The sequence below is a fragment of the Sutcliffiella horikoshii genome (assembly GCF_044809035.1).
Taxonomy (GTDB): Bacteria; Bacillota; Bacilli; order Bacillales; family Bacillaceae_I; genus Sutcliffiella_A; species Sutcliffiella_A horikoshii_G.
In genome coordinates, this window is the sequence record NZ_CP085237.1 from 618,469 (window position 1) to 642,632 (window position 24,164).

Genomic DNA, 24,164 nt, shown 5'->3' on the forward strand with positions numbered 1-24,164 from the left:
ACATCATCAAAGTGGATAGAAAAGGCCTCCATGTAAGTATGGAAGGAAGCCGCAAAGCAAGGCGTGTATTTAAGCATCCAGTTACCAAAGAGCGCATCACCCTTACCTATCAAAAATACGAAGGCAACCTTCCAACCATTGCACAAGTGCCAGACACCATGCTCAGCATTGAGAAAAAAGGAGAAAGCTACACCTTTAACTATGTCTTTGATGCAAAATACAGAATCGACTTTCCGCTAGAGGGTAGCTACTATGGCAAGAAGTATCACGCTCCTGGTCCAATGGAAGAAGATATAAATACAATGCACCGCTATAGAGACTCCATAGTTTCTGAGCATAACGGACCTTACGAGCGAACTGCATTTGGCGCGTATGTCCTTTTTCCATGGAACAAAGAACAGGTTTACCAAGATCATCACTTTTATAAAAGTATTGGGAAAGTGAATATTGGAGCACTTCCTTTTCTGCCGAATGCTACGGACCTTGTTGAACGATTTATTGAGAATCTCATTGACAAGAGTCCTGAGGATATTCAGAAGGAAGGCATTTTACCGAGAGGATCTCTGCAGAAATGGCAGGAGAGTGTGGAGGAGAAGGTACTGGTTGGAGTGGTTTCATCAGAGGAGCAATATACGGTAGCCATGAGGTCAGCTAAGTACTCGCTAGCTGCTTCTGTTTTAAGAAAAGGTTGGCAAGAGGCCCAGTATGTTGCACTCTACCTGACAAAAGAAGTGGGCATGGAAAATGGGGTTGTTTGCTGTGGTAGGGTGAGTGATGTAGAGCTTTCTGGAGAAATAGTAACATTTTCAGTTGAGCATTGGTCGAGGTTGAAGAAGATTATTGTTCCTGTAGGATATGGATTTGCTCATTATATGATAACTACCTTAAGAAATCTGGAAAACTCTACTGAGTTACCGGAGTTGTTCATGAAGTCTGAAGAAGAGAAGGTTGTTTGGCAGATGCTAAGACGGATGTCTGATCGTATTCATATAGAGCTGGATGATCAGAGAATGGATCAGGCAGAGCGAGTTGCGAAGTATACCATAAAAGATGCGACGGTTAATTTTGATAGGGAAAGTGAAGTTGTGGAGATAGTGAAGGAAGGCACGGTGCAGACAGTAACTTTTGAGGAGTTTAAAAGTGATCGAGTGAAATTGTTTAGGTATCTGATAGATTGAACGCTTTTTGATTTTTAGGAGGAATGCTAATGCCGGTATACAACAAGCTAGTGCGGGACAATATTCCACAGATTATTGAAGGAACAGGGAAGAGTTACACCGCTAAAGTCTTGAGTGATGAAGATTACATAAAGTATCTCAAGTTGAAGAGCTATGAGGAACTGGATGAGTACTGTGCAGCGGAGACGAATGAGGAAGCTGTAGAGGAACTCGCGGATCTTTTGGAAATTGTTCGTGCGCTAGCAGGTTATCATAGGTCTTCTATGGAAGAAGTTGAGAAGATTCGTCGGGGAAAGGCAGAGAAGCGTGGTGGGTTTGAGGAGAAGGTGTTTTTGGTTGAAGTTGAAGATTAGTTGGTAGGTAAAAAGACATGTTTAGGCGTGTCTTTTTATTGTGGGAAATAAAGGATAATGTAGGTTTTTGTAGAATTTTTAACGAGAGGATCAGTATGAAGGAAAAATTAATTGTTTGTGTAGAAAATAGTTTCTATGATATTAGAACTATAATGGGAGGTGCCACATGCAATTAAGTGACCGTGATTCTGCTATATTTCAAAAAGATATGGGAGAAAAAGAATTTTTAACATTATTGGTGAAGCTGGGGCATTTCGGTTTATCTAAGGATAAAGGAGTAAAAGATGACTTCGAATTAATAACTACTAATCTGTTAGATTACGCTATTGATAAAAAAGAGCCAGAGCTAACCATACTGCTTTTAAAAACACTTGTTTTAATACAAGACTATTTTGAATTCCATATTTCTTCTAAGAGAGGTATTGTAGAGAGGCTTTGTAATGTTTTCTTCATTCAATACACCCAAGATAAAGAGGATATTTACCTTCATTCACTGAAACTTCTAAATCATGTAGAAGATGACAAAAGTGAGGTGTGTTTTCATTCAGTCGTTAAACCAAGAATGTGGGACATGGAAGGAAATATATATGAGTGTTTTAACTTAGAGCTAACATTAGAACTGTTGCATAGTTATTTAATTCTTGATCATTCAGATACCAAGGGTCTATATAAAGATATTTTGGTCGATTGGGAAATAGTAAAGGGTTCAATTTACGTAGAAGCATTCGAAAAGCTTTTATGGTATGGATTGGCTTTTGAGGAAGAAAATCTTATGAAAAGTGTTATTGATGAATACGATGAGTTAATCGAATCCGATAGCTGGGGAATAAAATTCTACTGCTATTTAACCAGAAAACTCTCAAAGGATGCCCCATTCGATCAGGAGAAAATGAGTAAGGCTATAGCGAGGTTTAATAAGTTGGATTCTTACTCTAAGAAAGAGAAAGATTTTTTTACTGGGGCAATTATAAAGAAACTATCGGGCCATGTAAAAAGGAATAAAGTGGATAACATTGTAGCTAAGGTAGAAAATTCACACCATATAGATAAGAAGGTAAATAAAAGAGAGGTAGTGGATAGTGTAATTAGGCTCTCCCCTAGGAACCTTCCCTCTGGTATACCAATTGATAAGGTAAATCACAAAGAACAAGTATACCTGTCTATTTACGAAAACCAAGGAAAAAAGAAAATTGTAAAAAATATCTTAATAGACGTTTTAATTCTTAAAGGCAGAAAAGAAAAATATATTTGTAGATCAATGGTGAAAAAAATCAGAGTGGAAGCAGGGTCTAATTATTTTCACTTAATAGACAACCTAAAAGAGTCCCAAAGTAAAGTAACAGTATTACCGAACCATCAATCATTTACTTGGCCTACTACAGATGTTTCTGGGACAGGGTACGATACAAAAGATGCGAACGGTTTTAATGAGCAGAGTGCACTAATGAAACTAGGCTACCAAATAACTGGCACAACAAGAGATCAACGATGGGCAGTGTTAAAGAGAGCTGTCCCTGCACTTGAACTTAGGAAAGTCGCTTACTCCATTGCGAGTAACATAAGACTTCGCAAAGGACAAAAGAATGGTCGTATTAAATTTAGCTATGCTATTTCTCAATGGGAACACGACCTAAACAGACTTAAACAAACATATTATAAGAAGGATTTTACTTGGCCGAGTGTTTAAGATAACAACTATTTGTGGATCTACAGGTAAAATTAATTCAAAATCTTGGAAGGGGTCATACAATCTAAGGTTATAAAAAGCACACAATATTGTGATTTGATTGCTCAGGGAATTTCACAAGAGGGAAATGATATTTCTGCTGTTGAAAAAATATACATTCATAGTATTAAACGGGAAGAAATAAGGTTTGCTTGGTATAAAAATGAGGGAGAGGTCATTCGTTTTGTACCCAGGCCACTTGATTTGACCGAAGAAGAGCTTTTAAAACTACTTAAAAGTGGCTTTGAAAATGATGTTTTTACAGATGCTTTCGAATTAGAGCTGCGAGATTATTTATTAAATAATATGTCTTGAATTCTTTCTTCGAATAGAAGAAGTTTACAAGCAGTCATTTTTGTCATTCCCACAACTCTCAGAATTGATTGTTGTGGGAATTCTATATCCACTTAAGTTCCTTCCGTATATTCAATCCCCTCAATATTACAGATGTCTCTTCTTAACTCTGGTACATCAAACAAAAACGAGTACTTGGGATTATTACGGTTTCGCATGGTGTGTTCTAGGTCATGTCCTTTTTTACTAATTCCATTGTCTGGGGGAAATGTGCGTAAACCAACATCCCTTTTTGGAGAGAAATATGTTTCTTTTCCGAACAGTTATAAGCGATGAAAAATTCAAAATACGCTTGTAGGTATCCCTGCATTTGTAATTGCTTAATTGTTCTGTCTAAATCATGATTCATGAAGTAACTCCAAAACTTACAGAAGCAACCGACATAAGATAACAAGGTATTGTGTTTTTTTCATAGAATTTTAATGATGTTGATTATTTTTAGGCGGACACTTTTAAATAGAGACAAAGAATAACTTTCAAGCGTAATAAAGACTATTACAATATTAGGAGGAGAAAACAATGAGTACTCGTTTCGATAATGAAGAAACACCAAGTATTTTAAAAGCAATTGACATCATAATTGCATGTCCAGAGTCAATACAAGAAGACGTCCGACAGATGGAAGAAAAGTATAGGAAAAAATATGCAAACAAAATGGAAGAAGAGGTAATTCAAGACAAGTTAGCTGAACACATAATATCAAATTATTCATATTATACGGCGTTTACGGGAGGAGCAACTGCTTTAACAGGTGTTATTCCCGGAATAGGAACTGTTATTGCGGCAGTAGGAGGAGCCACTGCTGATGCAGCTGTCACAATGAAATGGGAAATAGAAATGGTAATGGCTATAGCAACAGTTTATGGGAGAGATATAACTATCGAAGAAGAAAAGAGACTATGCTACCTAGTGGCTGGGTTAGGTGTATTAAATGAAGCTACCAAAAAAGGTGTAGCAGGTTTTAGTACAAAAGCTTTGCAAAATATGGCAAGACTTTATCTTAAAGGTCCTAGTTTAGTAGCAGTTAAGGAAGTTTTTAAAAAAGTTGGAATCAGTTTTACAAGAAAGGCATTGGAAAAGTCTATACCTTTTGGGGTGGGAGTAGTTATTGGTTTTAGTGCTAACAAAGGTTTAACTTGGTACGTTGGAAAGAAGGCAAGAGACTTTTTTAGAGTGAGAGACTTTAAAATAGATCCTGATGAGAATCCCGTTCTAGTTTAGTTTTTTGAATAATGGTGATAGAAAGGTTGGAAGATTGCATTTGCACATATTTCTGCACTCTATAAACAATTATTACTATACAAAGTGAGCAATTGTAAAGTTCATGAATTTACAGATATAAGTAAAACAACTCTCATCACAGAGAGTTGTTTTACGTTCTATATTATCCACTTAAGTTCATCCCTATTCGAATCCATGATTGTTTTAGGTTAGGTCCTTTCTGAAAATTCGAGTGAAACTAACTCTATATTTACAAATATTCTCTAACCCAAGCTTTTCTTTCATCATAACCATTGGAATCTATCACCGTTTTTTCTGGTTCTTGATTCCACTCCAAAACGAATTTCTCATAGGCACGTTCCATTAATTGTGGAGTTAAATGTGTATAAATCCAACATCCTTCTTTAAGCGGGATGTTTTTCTTTTTTGAACCATTTTTTGCGATGAACAAATCAGTTTCGCTTGTGCGTATTCCTGCAGCTTCAATTGTCTTAACGGTTCTCTCTAAATCATAGGTCATGAAGTAATCCCAAAACTTGCGAAAGCAACCCGCAGAGGACTTATCGGTGATAACCAGTACTGTGTTATTGACTTTGAATTTATATGTATGAGCTGTTTGCGAGGTATCTGCCATTTAAGTCTCTCCTTTTATAAAAATCTTCATTTCACTAATTCGTCAAGAACCTGAGCAGCTTTATAATCATAAAGCTGAAAGTAATCAATTAAATGACAAGCTTCTTTTTCCTTCAAAACTCTTGCCAATGTCTGCAGATCTCCTAATACGTATGAAGTGCATTGAGAATCACAAAGACTCTCCAAAAACACTGATAATCCAAACCCATCACCAAGTATTGCTTTTTCGTGATACTTCTGTAACACCGTAATAGCACTTTTAACCATGTGTATATACATGATTCCAGCCCCCTTTACTTTACGCTACTACCATTTTAATACAGATAATATTGGTAGCCTAGACAAATTTTAATAAAGTATGTACTTTCTCTTTAGACTGGATGCACTTTTAAAGTGAAAGGTTACCGTTCTATTTTTCTATTATTGTTTTTCTAGTATATAAAAGTTAAGATTAATTTATAAGAATATTTTAAAAATACAGAAAGGAGGGTGGCGACATGAATTTTGAAATCTTTTTTGCATTAATAGGTTTGCCGGTTTTAATTCTGGTTACGGCAATTGTTTGTTACATACATACAGGTAGAAAAGGTAAGAAAGTAACGAGTAGTAGGGTCTCAAATGATATGAATTCAAAAGGTGGTGTTTCTCAATGATTACTGTAGAGCCAATAGCTATTACTATTTTAGTCTTATATTTAGTGGGTCTTCTATTAATAGGATTCATTAGTTCAAGAAAGAGCTCAGAAGGGTTAACGGATTTTTTTCTTGCTGGTAGGAACTTAAATAAGTGGACGGTTGCATTGTCTGCGGTAAGTTCTGGTCGAAGTGCCTGGTTAGTACTTGGGGTAACTGGAACTGCCTATGCTACTGGGCTTAATGCCGTTTGGGCGATAGCAGGGTATATTTCGGTGGAAGTATTTATGTTTTTCTATGTGGCGAAAAGATTTAGGACGTATAGTGAGAACACCGGTAGCATTACTGTACCAGATATTTTAGAGACGCGCTTTAATGATAATAAACATGTTCTTAGAATTGTAAGCGCTGTGATTATCATCTTCTTTATGATCGCATACGTAGGGAGTCAGTTAGTTGCTGGTGGGGGAGCATTTGCGACGAGTATGGGTGTGTCCCCATCAGTAGGCATGTGGTTAACGGCCTTTATTTTACTAGCTTATACGATGTTGGGTGGATTCCATGCCGTTAGTAAGACAGACGTGATTCAGGCAGGGTTTATGTTTGTCTCCCTTGTTCTTTTGCCAACGGTTGCTGTGATCGGTTTAGGGGGTTTTGGACCGATTCTAGAAGCAATGAACACAGAAGGCGGCGGGTTCATCAGCCCATTTGCCTTTGGTTTTGGTGCCATCATCGGATTGATTGGTATTGGATTTGGAAGTCCTGGTAATCCTCATATTTTAGTTAGATACATGTCTCTTAAGAACGTTAAAGAAATGAGACATGCAGCTTTAATTAGTTCTGTTTGGAATGTTCTGATGGGCTGGGGAGCGGTGATGATTGGCTTGGCTGGTCGCGCGTACTTTCCTGATATCAACATGTTGCCTAACGGAAATCAGGAACAAGTTTTCCTTTCGTTAGGATCTGAAATTCTCAATCCATTTTTCTTCGGTTTCTTGCTAGTCGCAGTGTTGGCTGCCATCATGTCGAGTGCGGATAGTCAATTGCTTGTAGGATCGAGTGCTTTCATTCGAGACATCTATCAAAAAATAATTGGAAAAGATAAAGAGCTTCCACAAAAGAAGCTAGTATTCTTAAGCCGACTCACGACGGTCGTGTTTATGGGTCTTTCTCTCATCCTAGCATTTACTGCCCAGGAATTCGTATTCTGGATGGTTTTATTCGCCTTTGGTGGACTAGGAGCCTGCTTTGGTCCAGCCCTACTTCTATCTTTCTATTGGAAAGGTGTATCCAAACAGGGCGTGCTTTGGGGGATGATTACAGGATTAATCACGGTGATCCTGGTAAAACAACAGCCTCAATGGACGTATGCTTTCTTGCCGGATATTAAAGAATTATTAAACACGTATTTCTTTGGTATCACCTATGAGGCTGTCCCAGGATTTATCGTCGCATCTCTATTTACAGTAGTGATTAGTTTGTTTACGAAGAAACCAGACAATGCTGCGGAAGTTTTGGAGAGTTTGAAAGAGAGTGCTTAAGTTTACTTTAGGGGAGAGGGGTAGCCTACATGGTTATTCCTCTTTTTTACATTATGAAAAGGGTTTTTGAAAACTATTGTCGAAAAGTGGAGTATGTAAAACTGAATATTTGCTTAGGAGGAAAACTTGTATGCAAAAAATAGAGCCATTACTAAATGATCATGATCTATCCCACCAAAAGTCAGCGATCATCGACAGTTTTAAAAACGCTGTCAAACTGAACAAAGTGAAAACAGATGACAATTACATTCCGCTTGGGTCTTCCAAAATAGGCGGGTCCCCAGACTTGCCTTCCGGTTGGGAATTCCCTCCCTATGAAGAAGACTATTTAACTTTTATGCTGCAAGTCAATTTATCTGAAGCAAAGCCTTATGACAAAGATAATCTGCTGCCTGAGAGCGGCATTTTGTATTTATTTTATGAAGCATTGGAGCAGCCTTGGGGATTTGATGGAGATGAGGGATGTTTTAAGGTGCTTTATTATGATGGAGATCTCGGAGGCTTGGAGAGGAAGAAAAGTCCGAGCAGTAGGACGGAGTTTGTTGCGTTTCCGGCGTTCCAACTTGTCTTTGAGACGATAGTGACGCTGCCAGAGAGTCCCGAGAACCTGGACTTTGCAGATGATGATGAAGAAGCGAATTACTTTGATTTCCGTCAGGAGCTAGTGCAGCCGGAGGACGAAGATGGCAAAGTGGTGCCGGCGCATTATATGTTGGGCGCGCCGTTGAATATTCAGGATGATGTGTTGGAGGAGCTATTTGAAGATGGAAAGGATCCTGTGCTCTTGTTCCAGATTGATTCGGATGAAGAACTGGCTGATGTCATGTGGGGAGATAGTGGCATGTTGTACTTCTGTATGGAAAAAGAGGACTTGATGGAGAAGCGGTTTGATCGGGTGAGGTTTACGTTGCAGTGTTTTTAATGTCGGCAAAAACTAACGGAGGTGCAAAATGACATCAATCAAAGGATACACGTGTAGTTGCTGCGGAGAATATCACGATGAACTTCCGATTAGTTTCGGAAACCTCGCACCAGCGTACTACGAAGTTGCCGAACCACAAGAACGGGAAGCAAGGTTCGAATTAACTGAAGATCTATGTGTGATGGACAATGAACACTTTTTTATCAGGGGTTGTTTAGAAATACCTATAATTGGTACGGATGAAGAGTTTATTTGGGGAGCTTGGGTTTCCTTGAGTGAAGCTAATTATAAGAAAGTAAAAGAACACTGGGATAATCCAGAACTTCTAGAACCAATGCTTGGTTGGTTTTCTACTGCATTGCCTTGTTATCCTGATACGATTAACTTGAAGGCAAAGGTTCATCACAGAACAGGTGGAATTAGACCTTTTATTGAGCTTGAACCAACTGAACATCCTTTGTCAGTAGAAAGTAGAAACGGTATTACAATAAAACGGGTACAAGAAATAGCGGAGGCACTTTGTATGAATAACGGAGATGAAGAAACAGAAAATTGATCTATTTTGTTAACGCTATAGGACCTAATAAAGAGGTGCAAAGTGATTACATATATTGGAACACCAAAACTAGAAACAGAACGATTAATCTTGGAGAAGTTCAAGCTCGGTGATGCCCAGAAGGTGTTTGATCACTGGATTTCAGATGAGCGGGTGACAGACAATCGGGTGAGTGCGGCGCATACAGCTGTTTCGCAGACGGTGGAGAGAGTGGCCAATATTGTGTCGCAATATGAGAAGGAAGATTTTTGTTATTGGGCAGTGAAGTTGAGGGATAGTGGAAAGCTGATTGGCGAGATTGATTTGTATGACTTTGATGATGCAACCGGAAATTGCGAGGTGAGTTATTCCCTCGGTTACTGTTGGTGGAATCAGGGGTATGGCACGGAAGCGTTGCGAGCTGTGATTGATTTTGGCTTTCGGCACATGAATCTTCATAAGATTGCTGCTGCACACAACACCGACAATCCAGCGTCCGGCCGCATCATGAGCAAGGCAGGGATGGTGCAAGAGGGGATTGTGAGAGATATGATCCGGAATTCCAAAGGTCAGTATAAGGATTGTGCGATTTATGGGATTTTGCAGGGGAAGTATTTTAGTAAGAGGCTTGGGGATTCGGTTTTGAAGAGGGTTGAATGAAAGAAACTTCTTAGATTGGCAGGTGAAGTGTGTTATGGACAACAATGTGAAAAGAACGATAGGAGCGACTTTAGTGGTAGGATCCATCCTCTGCTTAATCGTTATCTATACGTTTCTTGATGATATTTTAATACCAAGTGGTTATGACCTAGCTATTGATGGATTTGTACTATCTAAAAATCTATTACTGTTTCTGATATTTATTATGATATCCAAATTGGGCTATATGCTTTTGAAAAGTAAGTAGAGGCATGGGATGAAGGGGTGAGGAAAGTGGCACATGAAGACTGTCTATGCTGCCGATTAGCCAACAAAAACGAAACCATCTATATGATCTACGAAGATGACTATGTCACATGCTTCCTAGACCACGACCCGTTTAACGAGGGACATACCTTAATCCTGCCGAAACAACATTTCCTAGATGTTGAGGAACTCGATGAGGATACGGCCAATGCTATTATGAGGGCTTCTATTCTTATATCCAAGGCTTTGAAGCACCTTTACCAGCCAGACGGAATCACGATTAACCAGAACGGTGGGGTGTTTAATGAATTGAGTCATTACCATATGCATGTGGTTCCGAGGTATGAGGGGCAATGGTTTGGGGAGTTTTATAGGGAGGAAGCAGTGGGGGAAGTGGATGTTAGGGGGTTGGAACGGGTTAGGGGGATGATGGTGGACGCAATGCTTTTTATTAATATGTCTTGCTCTCAATAGCCTTCTAACAGAGTAGTACATTAATAAAGCTAACCTCTATTTTATAAGGTTAGCTTGGAAATAATAGAGACCTATATTCATTATCCAATATGAATCTATAGTAGTAATATAATTCACTTATTCACACCCTAAGGTTGAAGCGCGAATAACTAATTGATTAGTGTAACCCCCTCTACATCCAGTTGCCCCACCATCGCTCAAACACTGTATCATAACATTCTCTAAATTAGGAGAATAGTAAAATATTGAGTTTGTTTCTGTTTGTGTGGGTGATGTATTCGGATTCGGTATTAGGAAATCAAGGGTTTTTCCACAATTTAATTGAATTATTACTTCTAAGTCACAACTATCTTCTCCTGCGGTTGAGGTAGATAAACTGATATTACCTATCGTTTCAGTTGTTTCATCACTTCCGTAAATAATAATTTCCTCACTCCCGCAAGGAAGAGAATAACTTCCGGAAAGTGTTGGTAGGTTTCCTTCTGAAAATGCATTTCGGTTCTGAAGATAAACCGGGCAACCACATTTTGACCTATTATTTGATCCCCTTAGAAAAATAAAAGAATTCCAGAATCCTCTGCATGAGGTTCCTGTTCCTCCTAGACATTGTATAAAGATTCTCCTTACTTGTTTACTATATATACTGGTATTATTTGATTCGGAAAAGGTTGCAGATTGGTTTGGATTCAGAAGGATTCGTACGATTTCATTCCCATCATGTAGTTCAACCCTAATTCTCAATTCACACGAATCTACGTTCTGAGCAAATTCAAATAAGGTGACTTCAAATGTCAATTCAGTGGGTACATCGCTTTCAAAAATTTTAAAAGGTTCGCTTCCACATAATAAACTATAACTGCCACTTATGCCTTGTGAAAAATTAATCGGACAACCGCATTTTTGCTTTTTCTTGTAACAATCATAATAAACGATAGTATTTACCTCCATTTAGTTTTTATTATATGGCTCTGTTAAACGCCGCTGTTGATTTCCGCAATAGGCTCGCTTTCCGTGGGGCGATCTTGAGCCTTCTCGGGCTTTGCCCTGCTGGGTCTCAAGATTGTCGCTACTCCCCCGCAGGAGTCTACGCCTTTTGCTCCAATCATCAGCAAGAAACCAACTCATTATCAACAGTCAACTTTAACAGAGCTTATTAACTATATATGCTAGAAAATACACAAGTTTTGGGCTTGAAGTTTTTTCCACTAATGCCTAACTAAGTGGTGAAATAAAGGACGTAACTAGGAGCAAGGTTGCTTATCCATAAAAAATGACAATGGATGATGCCTAGAAACTGTTTAAATGTGAAGGGGTGAGGAAAGTGGCACATGAAGACCTGCCTAGGCTGCCGATTAGTCAATAAAAGCGAAGTTATTTATATGGTCTTCTAATTGATATTGAAAAATTACTGGGTGAGGAACCATTTTTCAGAAAGAATGTACATCTCAAAGAAGTGAGAGAAGAACTGAAGCAGGTGTATCAGTTAAAGAAATCTGTATATGGTGACAACCTCCAAGTTCTTTACCTACCTCCAGATAAAAGAAAGTTTAACCCTTTCCACCGAAGCGCGCATAATGCTGCTAGAAAAATGATTAGGTAGATGACGTTTTGGGAGTTAATGAAAGATAAGAAGTTTCCTTTCTTTTCAGGCGGAATCTACAACTAGCAACAACTACAGATTCTGAATAAATAGTGTCATTGATGTCCATTATGGGAGTGAATAAAATAATTATAATCCCTATGTTTTGAATTAACTTTGAAAGGGTGATTAGGTATGGGAGATACAAAACCGATGGCAAGTATGCAGAAAATACAAACCTTAATAAGAAAGTATGGCTATTTAAGAGAGTGTAGTTGCGGTGATGTTGCTGTACCTGAAAAAATCACCATTCAAGAAGAATTCGAAGATATAGAGTTGGTTATCCGTAATTTTCCGGTATTCAAATGTTTGCAATGTGGTGACGTAACATTCAGTCCCAAAGACCATGTGGAATACTACAAAAAAGCGGTGAAGCATTACGAAACCACAAATGAAACTGAGTTTGATTGTACCTTGAGTCAATAATCCTATTAGATAGCATAGTACTAGAAGAAAGAAGGGATAGTGAATGGAGAAACCTAAAAAACAGAAGCGACACCAAAGAAAATAACCCGGCTAAAAGGGGCAACCAAGATGGAGAAATAAATAAGGAAGCTTTAAAGGTTATTAAATCTATTAAAGGGATGTTTGGTTGAACGTTAAATTGACTGTTAATCTCTGTTCTTTTCTTGTGGAACTTTTTTACTTTTAAAACGTATAATACCTAATATGACTTCCACTAAGAAAGGAGTTTCATACAAATGAAAAAGCTCTTTCTCTATTTTTTCTTAACCTTAGCTGTCTTACTCGGTATTATCTTCATGATCTCCCACTTTTTTGACTTTAGATTTAGTAATGTTGCCTTCATTACAAGCATTATCGCTGCTTTTGTCACGTATAGTGGTGGTGCTTCTACATTTGGAGCAGCCACTGTAGCGGTACAGTGGTTAGGAAAATATGTTCCATCCTCTAATGAAGAAAAGATAAGTTACATAAACCCCTTTTTCGTTGCATCATGTTCTATACTTCTGGGATGCTTTGCTTCTTACTTTTTCTTTTATTAAACCCTCTTCAATGCTTTTAAGTCATAAAATAAAAGCTACAGACCAGTGCCTGTAGCTTCTTCACGCATCCTCAATCACCAACATATTCCATTCATCAATTTCCCAAGCTTCGCCGTAAGCAACTTCCTAGTAGTACCCGTTTTTTGCTTATAATATTTTCATAGGTCAAATCTCTTATTTTGCAAATCTATGCAGGAAAATCTATTAACAGGTCGAAACGTGATAGTTATGTATATACAGTTTTTGTAAAAAGATAGCGAGAGGAGGGGAATGATGAAGGTTTTAGATGTGTCATCTCTGCATGAGGGAATACGAGGGATGACCCAGCAACTGTCGCAATTAGAAAAACAATTAAATGGAGTGGAAAATAGTATTCGGTCTTTTGTCGCTTCAAAGGATTCCTTTCGCGGTATGGGTGCCAACGCGATAAGACGGTTTTATGAATACGCACATCTTCCATTTTTGCAGTTCTTCCAATCGTTTCTCACAAACTTTCAATCGAAGCTTCAACAGCTTCAATTTGAGATGGACGGGCTGGAGGGGGATTCCCGCGGATTTATCAATGAGTCCTTCCTGACGAGTGAACTTGAGGACGGATTAAATCAAATTAACCGAATGGTGACCGAGCTGACAGGGGAGACGAACGCCCAACTCAGTCGTGTCAGTGACATCGTGTATCTGCCCCGGTTGCAGGACCACCAGTTTCACGAAGGCATCCAGCAAGCTAAACAGACAGCAAGGCAAACGGTGTACAAGCTGCACCAGTTCGATCACCAACAAACCCAGTCGTTCACTGCTTTAGTCGAGGATTTGTCGCTAATCAAGAGTTACATAGAGGAAATGAACCAGCAGTTTGAATCTGGTAAGATAAATGTGAAGAGCTTTTCGCCGGTGATGCTTCAGGATCTGGAGGCTTACGGGAAATTGCAGACGCGGCTTTATAATCAGACCGTTATCCAGCGGTGGAATAGTCAGCACTATCCGGAGCTTGGGGTGTTTTATTCGGTGGGGCACCCAGTAGCGTTTGATCAGTGGGTGAACCCTAGTTGTGCGAGGCCGGAGCCGAAAGGAGTAGTAGAATCAGGTGTCGATTTTACTAAAGGGCTTCTAAAGGGTGGATTCACTGTCGTCAAGGAAACGGTAGAATTTGCAGGAAGAGTTCTAACCGAACCAGTAGAAGTAATTATTGAAACAATAGATTTTGTGGCAGCTGTTGCGGACGACCCCGGAATACTTCTGGAAATAGGCCAATCATTAATAGATTCATTTAATGATCAAGTTGTTTACGGAACTGCGGAGACTCGTGGAGAATGGTTTGGCTATGCCCTTGCTACCGTGGCAGGAGGGAAAGGGATTACCTCCATACCAAAGATAGCGAAAGCCGGAAAGCTAGGAAAACTGGGAGGCGGTCCCGGAAGGCAAATGCAACATAAAGTGCAACTAATGATAGAAAGTCAGAAAGCCAAACTTAAAGACTTCTCTACTTCAGTCAAGGGCACCATCAAGACACAACAAGCTGCAATTAAAAGCGCTGCCACAGCCCTTAAAACTACAGGGATCAACAAAGTACGTGAACTCATGAAGGATTTCCTCCCTCCTAACAACCAATCGCAATTATCACTTGCTGGGGGACCTTATAATACAATTGATAGTGCAAATATTAATAAAAAACTTAATGATAATAAGAAGGGAATTATTGATAGGATTGAGGTTAAGGCGGGTAAGAATAATAAGATAGATATTGATTTAATAAAAAAATATATTAGAGATATAGAAGGACGAACAGGTAGAGAGTTACCTAAAAATCAAATAGAGAAGTTGAAGGAAGCGTTAAGAAGTAAAGAGTATAATAAAATTTCACCAATACAAACAGCTAAGCATAGGGCTGAATTTGATAAAGTAAAGAATAAAATCATTAAAGAATGGGAAGGAAATACTGGACAAAAGTGGCCCGTGTATAACCAAGATGTTATTTCTGAAAAAACAGGAAAAATAATTAGGAAAAAAGGAGATAAATATGATGCCCATCATATAATTGAAAATACTTTTGGAGGAGAACATGAGTGGTGGAATATTCATCCTGCAAAATTCCCAAATGAGCATCAAGCTGGTATTCATGGAACAGGATCACCAGCAAATACATTATTTAAAGGGAGATAAAAAAAATGAGTTACGAATTTATTAAGGAAAACGAAAATAATAGTTTTTATCCAGTGACTGAAAACGAAATAAAGGAAGTTGAGACGGAACTGAATTTAACATTCCCTAAGGAGTTAGTAAAGTTTTATATAGAGGTTGGCTACGGGTTTATTAAAGGTTCAGAGTCTACCATTAATCGTATTATGGATCCTTATTCTGTAAGGGATTTTCGTTTAAGAGTTAATGATTTTGAATTTTATCCCGACATAGAAATCTATGATGAATTTGAAAGTAATAAATTAATATTTTTTGAAGGTAGTGAATCAGCTTTAATGTCAATCGGATTAAATGAAAAGGATAAAAATCCGGTTTACTATTATAATATTCAAATTGCAGACTCTCTTGAAGAATTCTTAAGAAAAATAGAAGAAAATGATAAATATTACTTGGAATTACTGGTTGATTAAGACTTTTATTGAACATACCTACAAGAAGAAGAGGTAGTTACATGAAATTATTTCAAGAAACTATAGTAACACCTTTGCCTTCTGATGAGTTAATAAAAAGGCACGAAAGATTTTGGAGACTTAATTTGCCAGAGCTTTTCATAGAATTTATCAAAGCTAATAATGGAGTAAAAGTTAAAGAAGCGTCATTTGATTGTAATAGTCGAAACTATTTAATAGAGAGATTTTTGTGTATGGTGGATGATATCGAGAATCATCCAGATGGAGTCTATGATATTGATGTTGTTTTCTCACAAATTGGCGAAAGACTAACGGATAATGAAGATCTTTTAGGAGCAGAGGTGTTGCCAATAGCATCGATATTTGCAGGGGACTTTGTTTGTTTAGATTTTAGAAGAAATAAACTTGCTCCATCAGTGTGTGTGTGGTCTCATGAGGAGTCCGGGGAGTTTGATCCTGTTACGTACACTGTAGCGGATACTTTTAGTGATTTTCTAAATATAATTGAATAGTCTATTTGAATTAGATTAGTTAATAAAAAATGAAATTGTCTTACCCCACCATCTTAGTACTCTAATGATAACTAGAGGAGATGCACCTCAATATCAATTTGGATCACAATATATAGGAGGAGCGAATCAATGGTGGATAATGGACAGAACAAAATTAATCGAACCTTAGAAAGACAGCAAAACAAAGTAATCAGTTTAATAGATAAGGTTTTAGAGGACTTATCAAAAGAAATCGAGGCTAGAAGAGAAGGGTTGATAGATAGTAATGAGATACCCTCGAAAGTGCAACTAGAATCTATATTTAATGATTTATGTAAAATGAAGGGGGAGTTATCTCCCGAAAAGTATTACCCCACTTATACTAGACAAATAGTAGATTCTTGGGATATACATTCAAAACTTGGAGACAAGTTATTATCTGTGGCACAAGAGTATAAAAAATAAAAATAATCAGAAAACTTCGGAATAAGAAATTCTCAACCAATCTTTAAGAAAGTTTGGAACAAATTTATGAGATATAATTTTATTAAAAACCAAGTAGACAATCAGTTTTTCCCTGTAAATGAAAAAGAAATAGAAGAAGTTGAATCAACCCTTGGCTTGAAATTTCCTACTGAGTTAAGAGAATTCCTTATAGAAGTGGGATATGGATTCTTGAAAAAATCAGAATATAATATCAATCGTATTATGGGACCAGCTTCTATAAGAGATGCCAGATTAAAAGTGAATGATTTTGAATTTTATCCTGATATAGAAGCATATGAAGAACTTGAAGATGGAAAATTAATATTTTTTGAAGCAAATGAAAGTGCACTTTTATTAATTGATTTGAGTGAGGAGAAAGATAATTCAATCTATTACGACGAGATAAAAATAGCTGATTCTTTAGAAGAGTTTTTGAAGAAAGTAATGGAAGACGACAGATATTATATTGATATGGAGTAAAAATGATACTGTATTTTCTAGAACCAGAAGTTTCTGGTGGCCATGGTGAACAAACAATATATGGAACCGAAGAAAATGTGAAAAATGATGGCATATCCGGTCAGGTTAAATTTTTGCATTATGAGTTTGAAGGCTGGCGAGGAGACGATCTTATAGAGTCAACACCTACCTTCATCATTTCTCATAATCTAAAAAATGAACTGTTAAAGAGCGAATTTAGAGACTATAAACTTGAAGATTGTTTAATAACGACTTCTGATGAATTTAAGGAATTGTATCCTAATAGAGAGCTACCTTCTTTTACTAGATTTATTCCACTTGGAACAGTAGAAATGGAAGGGGAGAGCTTTAAAAATTGGTCAGGATATCATTTCTCTTTATCGCTAAAAGGAGAATTAGTGGTGACTCAAAAGGCATTAGAGTTTTTGGAGAAACTCTCAATAGATAATTGTGATATTACTAGACTAAAACACTCATAAGTGCAGAATATTTTTATAATTGTGTTTGGCTTGAGGGTCATGATCCTCAAGCTTTTTTGTCTAACAAATAGTCATTTGGAGTAAAAGGTAGAGAAAATAACATTATTTCTATTGGTAAAATCACCAAAAAACGAACATTAAATTAGGTATATTTAATTAATATTCGTATTTTAGTTGATAATCCCATGTCCATTTGTTATATTAGGAAAGTAGTAAAACTAAATATTTACTCGTATATACTCGGTAATATGGTCTGAGTGTCTCTACCCGGTTCCCATGAAAGAACTGGACTACGATTTAAAGTATAGGGAAAATCAGCTTATTTGCTGATTCCAACTTTTGATGCAGGTTTATATGCCTGCGTCGTTATTTATACTTGAAATCGTAGGTGTAGAGGGTAGAAATTATTCTATTTTCTAGGCCTTTTTCTTTTGACCAGAGCAGCAAGAAAATACTACTTAGGAGAGATTACGTATGAAAAACATGATGGTAAGAAAATTCGCTTCATTAACATTGATTGCGGTACTGTTAGTGTCGGTATTTGCAGGTTGCAGTTCTACGACTCAGTCAGCAGCAGGTAAGGAAAAGGAGACGCAAAGGCCGATCATGGTTCAAGGGCCGATGCCAATTGAAGCAGAGAAGTTTGCAGATAGACTGGAGAACGTGAAGGAAGAGAAATCAGGATCGTTTGTATTTTACATAGGAACGTTAGATAACTATCCGGTTATCGTTGCAAAAACCGGTAAAGGGATGGAAAATACGGCAGCAGCTACTGCGGTTGCCATTGAGAGATATAATCCAATTGCCATCATCAACCAAGGAACATCAGGCGGACATGACGCGGATCTAAACGTATTTGATATCGTCTTAGGAGAAAGAACGACCAACCTTGGTTCATTAAAGACAGCGGATAAGGATGAAAACCAAGGAATTGATCCAACTGTATGGAAGCCGATGGACTTAATGGCTTCTGAAGGAAGTGCAGGGGAAGATCCTAATGCAGAAAAGATTCGTTATTATGAGGGAGACAAAGACTTGCTCGTAGCTGCCAATGCCGTAGTAGATACATATACGGAGGGGAAAATTGTTCAGGGGACAATCGGCTCTGCAGATGTGTGGAATAATGAAGTAGATCGAATTAAGTGGTTCCATGAAAAATACGGCACATCCGTAGAAGAAATGGAAGGAGCAGCAGCTGCTCAAATCGCGGATGCGTATGATATCGCATTTTTAGGAATAAGAATACTCTCCAATAACAAAGTAAACGGAGGCAAATACAACCCGGAAACAGCAGCAGCCAACCAAGGATATGTGTATGAAGTGGTGAAAGAATACATCTCCACGTTGGATGGTGAGTGATGTAAAGTAGAATTATGAAAAAGAACCATTCTGTTGAAAAGCCCTCATTTCTGTACGATGAAATGAGGGCTTTTTATGTCCTTGTATACCGTCCTACCAAATCATCTCCGCAAATTCCGGGTGGTCGATGAATGGATTGCGGTTTCCTTGGTAGTTTTCGAAAATGATATTGTTGCGGCGGATTTCTCTTGCGTCCACTGGGTCTTCTGCGTGCCATTGCAGCAGGACGGACAGTTTGCCGTGGTAAGGGGCACTGCCGTTGTTTACGTTGTTATTAATCTCTAAATCTAGTTCCCCGCTGTCTCCTTCATAGCGAACCGCCATATAGAAAATCATGCGTGCTACGTCGCCTTTTATTTCATCGCGCGGCTCCCAAGAATCATGGTCATAATAGTTTCCTGGTGCTTCCGGATGCTGGCTTCCACCGTTGTCAAAGTCGAGATTTCCTCTGGAGGAGTTTACGGTGACATCCGTTGGGCGCAGGTGGTGAAGGTCTGTTCCAGGTCCTTGTGTGGTACCGAAGTCACCATGGGACTTTGCCCAAACGTGCTCGCGGTTCCAGTCGTCTACTCCGCCTCCATTTGTGAATTTGGATTGCGAACGGCCGGTATACAGTAAAAGAACATTATTTGGGTTTGCTGGGTCTTCATCTGTATTTCGTAACGCATCCCACACTGCACTATAGGATAGAGTCTGATGGTCGTCGATGATGTTATGCAGGGCTGTTTTCAATGCGGATCCTGTTTTACCTTCTGCAGAACTGTAATACTGATCGTAGCTTGGTGGTGGGTCCGTTGGATCGGTAGGGTCAGTAGGGTCCGTTGTCCCTCCATCAACTCCCTCAAATGCAGAAGGTTCTTTGATACCTGAATGAGAGAAGTATGCGGATAAAGAACCAGTAACCTTCAATTTTTTTCCCATAAGGTCTGGGTTGCTCTTCAATCCATAGCCTGAACGGAAGGAAGATGGAATTTGAACATAAATCATATTGGATGTGCTTGTTTCAGTCGGGCTGTCAGCTAATGCTAAAGCGTAGTCGTTAGGGAAATTGCTCGTAACAACCGTATTGGTTGCGGTCGGTTGTCCCACTACATAACCTTCGACCGTTTTAGCAGAACCGTTTTGATTGGAGTTTGCTTGGCTGACAGTAAACGGAGAGGTCCATGTACCAGAGCCAGCAGCGCTCATCTTATCAGGTACGGCGTGGGAGCATGCAAGGGTAAAAGCAAATAGGAAAATAAATAAGCCTCTAACTTTTTTGTTTAATTGATTCAAACCGTTTCTCCTCCTCGTGGTTGCTTCGTTACATAAATAGCGTACAACAGGAGGTCTAAAAATTGTGTAAAAATTGTGTAAACAGAGATAAATGAGGCTTTTAGCATGCGTAAAAAAGCCGTGCCGTGTGTGTCTGGGGACATGTTATTGTTTTTAGGTGGGGATTTACACATCCAGAAAGTCACTAGGGACCGAGCAGTGTTCAAAATAAATTTTATTTCGAAAACAATTTTTTAATCATTTTTTCATAATAGAAAATTTGATAAAGAACATGCACTAGAAAAAATATTAATCATATATAGGTGATATCCCGTTTTAAATGGTTGAGGAGGATTTCATGAAATCTATACTGCCTATTGAAAAATATTTCGGTAAGTTAGAATTGGTTTATAAATTTTTTGGGGCTATGCCTACAGGTGTTAGTGTTTCGGAAACTGGTCGTAGTTTCATTTGTTTTCCGAAATGGGGAGATGATGTTAAATTTACGGTTGCGGAAATTGTTGAGGATAAATTGCAGCCTTATCCTAACTTACAAACCAATTTGGTTAACCCTGAGAATATCACAATGAGTTTCATCAGTGTCCAAAGTGTAGTTGCGGATGGAAGGGGAATGCTTTGGGTATTAGATACAGCGGCACCCAATTTTTCTGAACCCATTAAAGGTGGGGCAAAATTAGTCGCAGTTGATTTAAAAACCAATACAATTAAAAGAGTGTATACCTTTACAGAAGATGTTGTCCTGCCAACAACTTACCTGAATGATGTCCGATTTGATTTTCGTGTTGGAAAAGCGGGTTATGCCTATATAACGGATTCATCTTCCAAAGGACCAGGAGCTATTATCGTTGTAGATTTAGAAAATGGAAACGCGTTTAGACGATTAAATGGAGCAAATTCAACTTCACCTGATCCATATTTTATACCGAAAGTAGAAGGTGAAATTTTGATGAACCGAAACAAAGATGGTTCAACATCTCCATTTAGATTGGCGTCTGATGGTATAGCGATTTCTCCTGATGGAAAGGTATTGTTTTTTTGTCCACTAACAAGTCGTCATCTATTCTCGATCCCGACAGAAGCCCTGAGAGACAGAAGTATACCGGACAAGGATTTACCTTATCATGTGGAGTATTGGGGAGAAAAAGGTGCATCTGATGGAATGATTACAGATATAAAAGGTACCGTTTATGCTGGAGATTATGAGAATAATAGTATTCGAAAAATATGGCCGAATGGCACAATGGAAACCATTGCACATGACCCAAGAATATTATGGCCGGATACTTTTTCGATTGGTCCGGATGAATACTTATATGTCATTGTGAACCAATTACATCGGCAGGCAAGATTTCATTATGGAAAAGACCTGCGAGAAAAACCCTATAGTTTACTTCGTATAAAAATTGGTGAATTGCCTGCTCCGACCATTTGATAATACAAAATAAATTCCGAATTTGTAATTGTAAAAAATTTTGGTCATAAAAGGTGGAAATCGTATATTAAAATCAGTTTTAGTTTGGTAGGAACAGTATAGGTTGGTAATCCTAAACTGGTCCTATTTTTGCTGATCTGTAACTAACGCCTTCATCGTTTTGGACTTAGTCAGACAATTGGTCTTAAATGCAGCCATCTCATGGACCTCAAGAAGTTCATGCAAGGTGTAGTTCATTTTTTCATACTTCCTTCCTTAAGGTTTAAACACGACTTTTTCGTCAGGTTCTTCACAGGTTTCTGGTATCTAAAAGTGAGTGATATTGGCAAAGGGAACACGTAAATATTCAGCTTGTCCCCCCTGGATAACCGCCAGTCATATTTTTGATTATCCAATTCTAATTTACAGCCAAATTGCAATAAATCAACATAACACTAACACACCGTTAAAATAAAGTATTGACGAAACCAAAGAGGAAGGGTAATATACAAATCGTAATTATTACTATTTGTAGAGCGGAGGATTAAAAATTGAATAACGTAAAGGCAATTATTTTATTAGTATTTGCAATGCTTCTAGTTGCAGGGTGTAGTGGTAATTCGGCAACTTCAGAGAAACCAGAATCAAAAAACAAAACGGAAGTAAAAGAAGAGCATGAAAACGAGGATGATGAGCACGACCACGAAGAAGATAGCAATGAAGAGGTAGATGGAACAAGAGTGGCAATAGGATATGATGGAGGCGTCATTATCGCGGACAGTAATTTCTCCATCATGGAAACGTTGGAAACAGGCACGAGTGCTATTGCTCTTGCAGCGGATCATCGTCATGCGTTCCTGAATAATCGGGAAGAAGGGGTAATAAAACTCCTTGATCTCGGAGTATGGACAGAGGACCATGGGGACCACGGCCATACAAATGCAGAAGAACCAGCTTTATCTACATACAGTATCAATGGGGAAGAACCAACGCATTTTACGGGCCATGGTAGTAAGACCGCAATCTTCTATGATGGAGATGGCTCCACTGAAATTTATACGAATGTAAGTTTAAAAACAGAAACAAAGCCAACCCCGCTATTAACAATTCCCGGGATTGAACATCACGGAGTGGCGGTCCCATTAACAAATGGAAATTACGCCGTTTCTTACACAGATGAACATGATCCTCAAACATTGCCAGAAGGTATTATCATCTATGACAAAGAAGGCAAAGAACTTTCTCGCTTTGATTCCTGCCCTGGTCTACACGGAGAAGCCTCTAGTGGATCAAAGGAAGATGAAATAGTGGCTTTCGGCTGTGAAGGGCAAGTTTTGCTTTACTCTTCTCACGACAACGAAGGCCTGGAGCTGACCTTGCCGGATGAGGGAGCCCGTGTCGGTACGATTAAGAGTGACGACGGCAGCCTTTATATGCTAGGAAATTACAGCAGTAAAGACAATCCAGAATTAAATACAAATGTCACCATCATCAACACTGTCGACAAGTCGCTCCAGACGATGGACATCGGCACACCGTATACTGGTGCGATGGCTGTAAGCAGAACGGGAGATGGATATGTTCTTGGGATTGACGGAGTTCTATACCAAATCGATTTGGCAAGAGGTGAAATCAAATCAGAGGTGAAGGTCGTCGATGCATTTGAGATAGTGGAAGGACACGGACATGGTACGGTTTATCCAACAATAGCATTGATGGAGGACCGTGTTGTGGTTACAGATCCTGTTGAAAATAACATTTTGCTAGTGAACGGTGAAAAAGTGGAAACTGTATTGACTTTGGACGTTCAGCCAACGAGTATCTTGTCTGTAACGGCGAAGTAGGTAGAGGGGACTGGCACGAGGACCCATTTAGTATTGGTAACGAATTACAAAGAGACATGTCTAAGTGACATGTCTCTTTGTGTTAGTGGAGCAGTAAGAGTAATAAGCATTTTTCCGTCTTAATTGCTTTTTTAGCTCATTTCAAGTTCCAAGTAATAATGATAAAACTCATCGTCCTTTTTATAGCCGTTTCTTTCGTATAAACCTTGAGCTACTTCATTATCTGGTGTTGTTTCTAACGTAATACTTTTAGCACCTGTCTGACTAGCAAACTCCTTTGCTTTTTGTAAAATTTGTTCCCCGACTCCTTGTTGTCTGGCATTAGCATCTACAAACATGTCATTTAAAATCCACGCTCGTTTCATGGATATGGATGAAAAGGTGGGGTAGAGTTGGGTGAATCCGATATATTCATGGTTAGATTTTGCAACGAAAATAACAGAATCCCCGTTTTCTAAGCGTTCTTTTATGAAAGCCGTAGCCCCGTCCAAGTCTGGTGTTTGTTGATAGAAAGTACGATACATATTAAATAAATTTGCAGCTCCTTCTAGGTCTTTCATGGTAGCTTGATAGATCTCCATTTGTCGTAATCCCCCTTACTTTTAGTTAGTTATA

General features: G+C 38.5%; 28 protein-coding genes, 4 pseudogenes and 1 riboswitch. Of the genes and pseudogenes, 24 read left to right on the plus strand and 8 right to left on the minus strand.

The window, feature by feature from the left end; all coding sequences use genetic code 11:
- Window positions 1-11 precede the first annotated feature (11 nt).
- The 4 genes from LG307_RS03430 to LG307_RS03445 all read left to right on the plus strand — a co-directional run bounded on the left by LG307_RS03430 (window position 12) and on the right by LG307_RS03445 (window position 3,572).
- Window positions 12-1,178 carry a nuclease domain-containing protein gene (locus LG307_RS03430; protein WP_404448127.1) on the plus strand — a complete coding sequence of 389 codons (1,167 nt, stop codon included), beginning with the start codon at window positions 12-14 and terminating at the stop codon, window positions 1,176-1,178.
- 29 nt (window positions 1,179-1,207) lie between these two features.
- Window positions 1,208-1,531 (plus strand): phosphoribosyl-ATP pyrophosphohydrolase, encoded by a 324-nt coding sequence (locus LG307_RS03435; protein WP_404448129.1) that lies wholly within the window; start codon window positions 1,208-1,210, stop codon window positions 1,529-1,531.
- A gap of 166 nt (window positions 1,532-1,697) precedes the next feature.
- Window positions 1,698-3,218: a hypothetical protein gene (locus LG307_RS03440; protein ID WP_404448131.1), complete on the plus strand. Its 1,521-nt coding sequence runs from the start codon at window positions 1,698-1,700 to the stop codon at window positions 3,216-3,218.
- A 45-nt stretch (window positions 3,219-3,263) separates the two neighbouring features.
- Window positions 3,264-3,572, plus strand: coding sequence for a hypothetical protein (locus LG307_RS03445; RefSeq protein WP_404448134.1), 309 nt, complete (start codon window positions 3,264-3,266; stop codon window positions 3,570-3,572).
- 205 nt (window positions 3,573-3,777) lie between these two features.
- Here the strand turns inward: LG307_RS03445 and LG307_RS03450 are convergent, their stop codons facing one another.
- Window positions 3,778-3,960, minus strand: a complete 183-nt coding sequence (locus tag LG307_RS03450) for a hypothetical protein (RefSeq protein WP_404448137.1) — start codon at window positions 3,958-3,960, stop codon at window positions 3,778-3,780.
- A gap of 170 nt (window positions 3,961-4,130) precedes the next feature.
- Between LG307_RS03450 and LG307_RS03455 the strand changes: the two genes are divergently transcribed.
- Window positions 4,131-4,832, plus strand: a complete 702-nt coding sequence (locus tag LG307_RS03455; RefSeq protein WP_404448140.1) for an EcsC family protein — start codon at window positions 4,131-4,133, stop codon at window positions 4,830-4,832.
- A gap of 250 nt (window positions 4,833-5,082) precedes the next feature.
- On the opposite strand, the gene LG307_RS03460 is transcribed toward LG307_RS03455, so the two are convergent.
- Window positions 5,083-5,466: a hypothetical protein gene (locus tag LG307_RS03460; protein ID WP_404448142.1), complete on the minus strand. Its 384-nt coding sequence runs from the start codon at window positions 5,464-5,466 to the stop codon at window positions 5,083-5,085.
- A gap of 26 nt (window positions 5,467-5,492) precedes the next feature.
- Window positions 5,493-5,744 carry a hypothetical protein gene (locus LG307_RS03465; RefSeq protein WP_404448144.1) on the minus strand — a complete coding sequence of 84 codons (252 nt, stop codon included), beginning with the start codon at window positions 5,742-5,744 and terminating at the stop codon, window positions 5,493-5,495.
- Window positions 5,745-5,962: 218 nt separating this feature from the next.
- Between LG307_RS03465 and LG307_RS03470 the strand changes: the two genes are divergently transcribed.
- From LG307_RS03470 to LG307_RS03500, 7 genes are all read left to right on the plus strand, one after another.
- Window positions 5,963-6,118 (plus strand): hypothetical protein, encoded by a 156-nt coding sequence (locus tag LG307_RS03470; protein ID WP_404448146.1) that lies wholly within the window; start codon window positions 5,963-5,965, stop codon window positions 6,116-6,118.
- On the plus strand, window positions 6,115-7,638 hold the full coding sequence (locus LG307_RS03475; protein WP_404448148.1) for a sodium/proline symporter: 1,524 nt from the start codon (window positions 6,115-6,117) through the stop codon (window positions 7,636-7,638). The genes LG307_RS03470 and LG307_RS03475 overlap by 4 nt, the downstream gene beginning before the upstream one ends.
- A 130-nt stretch (window positions 7,639-7,768) precedes the next feature.
- Window positions 7,769-8,560: a YwqG family protein gene (locus LG307_RS03480; RefSeq protein WP_404448151.1), complete on the plus strand. Its 792-nt coding sequence runs from the start codon at window positions 7,769-7,771 to the stop codon at window positions 8,558-8,560.
- Window positions 8,561-8,588: 28 nt separating this feature from the next.
- On the plus strand, window positions 8,589-9,116 hold the full coding sequence (locus LG307_RS03485; protein ID WP_404448154.1) for a DUF2199 domain-containing protein: 528 nt from the start codon (window positions 8,589-8,591) through the stop codon (window positions 9,114-9,116).
- Window positions 9,117-9,158: 42 nt separating this feature from the next.
- Complete coding sequence (locus LG307_RS03490) at window positions 9,159-9,755, plus strand: GNAT family N-acetyltransferase (RefSeq protein ID WP_404448156.1); 597 nt, start codon at window positions 9,159-9,161, stop codon at window positions 9,753-9,755.
- 34 nt (window positions 9,756-9,789) lie between these two features.
- Entirely contained in the window at window positions 9,790-10,002 is a 213-nt protein-coding gene (locus LG307_RS03495) for a hypothetical protein (protein ID WP_404448158.1), read from the plus strand.
- Between the two features lie 83 nt (window positions 10,003-10,085).
- A complete protein-coding gene (locus LG307_RS03500) occupies window positions 10,086-10,475 on the plus strand; it encodes an HIT family protein (RefSeq protein ID WP_404450365.1) in 390 nt (129 codons plus the stop codon).
- Between the two features lie 117 nt (window positions 10,476-10,592).
- On the opposite strand, the gene LG307_RS03505 is transcribed toward LG307_RS03500, so the two are convergent.
- Window positions 10,593-11,423, minus strand: a complete 831-nt coding sequence (locus tag LG307_RS03505; protein ID WP_404448161.1) for a hypothetical protein — start codon at window positions 11,421-11,423, stop codon at window positions 10,593-10,595.
- A gap of 826 nt (window positions 11,424-12,249) precedes the next feature.
- Here LG307_RS03505 and LG307_RS03510 point away from each other — a divergent pair.
- The 10 genes and pseudogenes from LG307_RS03510 (at window position 12,250) to LG307_RS03555 (ending at window position 19,019) form a co-directional block, all read left to right on the plus strand.
- Complete coding sequence (locus tag LG307_RS03510; RefSeq protein WP_404448163.1) at window positions 12,250-12,540, plus strand: YgiT-type zinc finger protein; 291 nt, start codon at window positions 12,250-12,252, stop codon at window positions 12,538-12,540.
- Window positions 12,541-12,815: 275 nt separating this feature from the next.
- The gene (locus LG307_RS03515; protein ID WP_404448165.1) at window positions 12,816-13,118 is read left to right on the plus strand and encodes a hypothetical protein; all 303 of its coding nucleotides are present in this window, start codon (window positions 12,816-12,818) and stop codon (window positions 13,116-13,118) included.
- Between the two features lie 273 nt (window positions 13,119-13,391).
- Window positions 13,392-13,982, plus strand: a pseudogene (locus LG307_RS03520) (T7SS effector LXG polymorphic toxin); the annotation flags it as partial.
- A gap of 855 nt (window positions 13,983-14,837) precedes the next feature.
- Window positions 14,838-15,278 (plus strand): annotated as a pseudogene (locus tag LG307_RS03525) (hypothetical protein); the annotation flags it as partial.
- A gap of 5 nt (window positions 15,279-15,283) precedes the next feature.
- On the plus strand, window positions 15,284-15,724 hold the full coding sequence (locus LG307_RS03530; protein WP_404448168.1) for an SMI1/KNR4 family protein: 441 nt from the start codon (window positions 15,284-15,286) through the stop codon (window positions 15,722-15,724).
- Between the two features lie 41 nt (window positions 15,725-15,765).
- Window positions 15,766-16,236 (plus strand): SMI1/KNR4 family protein, encoded by a 471-nt coding sequence (locus LG307_RS03535; protein WP_404448171.1) that lies wholly within the window; start codon window positions 15,766-15,768, stop codon window positions 16,234-16,236.
- A 129-nt stretch (window positions 16,237-16,365) separates the two neighbouring features.
- Window positions 16,366-16,680 (plus strand): hypothetical protein, encoded by a 315-nt coding sequence (locus LG307_RS03540; protein WP_404448174.1) that lies wholly within the window; start codon window positions 16,366-16,368, stop codon window positions 16,678-16,680.
- Between the two features lie 66 nt (window positions 16,681-16,746).
- Window positions 16,747-17,181, plus strand: a complete 435-nt coding sequence (locus LG307_RS03545; protein ID WP_404448177.1) for an SMI1/KNR4 family protein — start codon at window positions 16,747-16,749, stop codon at window positions 17,179-17,181.
- Window positions 17,182-17,183: 2 nt separating this feature from the next.
- A complete protein-coding gene (locus tag LG307_RS03550; protein WP_404448180.1) occupies window positions 17,184-17,660 on the plus strand; it encodes a hypothetical protein in 477 nt (158 codons plus the stop codon).
- A gap of 210 nt (window positions 17,661-17,870) precedes the next feature.
- Window positions 17,871-17,973, plus strand: a riboswitch (purine riboswitch).
- Window positions 17,974-18,134: 161 nt separating this feature from the next.
- Window positions 18,135-19,019, plus strand: coding sequence for a 5'-methylthioadenosine/S-adenosylhomocysteine nucleosidase (locus tag LG307_RS03555; protein ID WP_404448182.1), 885 nt, complete (start codon window positions 18,135-18,137; stop codon window positions 19,017-19,019).
- Window positions 19,020-19,112: 93 nt separating this feature from the next.
- Here LG307_RS03555 and LG307_RS03560 read toward each other — a convergent pair whose 3' ends face one another.
- A complete protein-coding gene (locus tag LG307_RS03560) occupies window positions 19,113-20,207 on the minus strand; it encodes an endonuclease (protein ID WP_404450366.1) in 1,095 nt (364 codons plus the stop codon).
- Window positions 20,208-20,631: 424 nt separating this feature from the next.
- Between LG307_RS03560 and LG307_RS03565 the strand changes: the two genes are divergently transcribed.
- Window positions 20,632-21,726 (plus strand): L-dopachrome tautomerase-related protein, encoded by a 1,095-nt coding sequence (locus LG307_RS03565; RefSeq protein WP_404448185.1) that lies wholly within the window; start codon window positions 20,632-20,634, stop codon window positions 21,724-21,726.
- Window positions 21,727-21,861: 135 nt separating this feature from the next.
- Here LG307_RS03565 and LG307_RS03570 read toward each other — a convergent pair.
- Window positions 21,862-21,963, minus strand: a pseudogene (locus LG307_RS03570) (hypothetical protein); the annotation flags it as partial.
- Between the two features lie 72 nt (window positions 21,964-22,035).
- Window positions 22,036-22,102 (minus strand): annotated as a pseudogene (locus LG307_RS03575) (hypothetical protein); the annotation flags it as partial.
- Window positions 22,103-22,256: 154 nt separating this feature from the next.
- Between LG307_RS03575 and LG307_RS03580 the strand changes: the two are divergent.
- Window positions 22,257-23,549, plus strand: a complete 1,293-nt coding sequence (locus tag LG307_RS03580; RefSeq protein WP_404448188.1) for a hypothetical protein — start codon at window positions 22,257-22,259, stop codon at window positions 23,547-23,549.
- A 131-nt stretch (window positions 23,550-23,680) separates the two neighbouring features.
- Here LG307_RS03580 and LG307_RS03585 read toward each other — a convergent pair whose 3' ends face one another.
- Window positions 23,681-24,130 (minus strand): GNAT family N-acetyltransferase, encoded by a 450-nt coding sequence (locus LG307_RS03585; protein ID WP_404448191.1) that lies wholly within the window; start codon window positions 24,128-24,130, stop codon window positions 23,681-23,683.
- Window positions 24,131-24,164 lie beyond the last annotated feature (34 nt).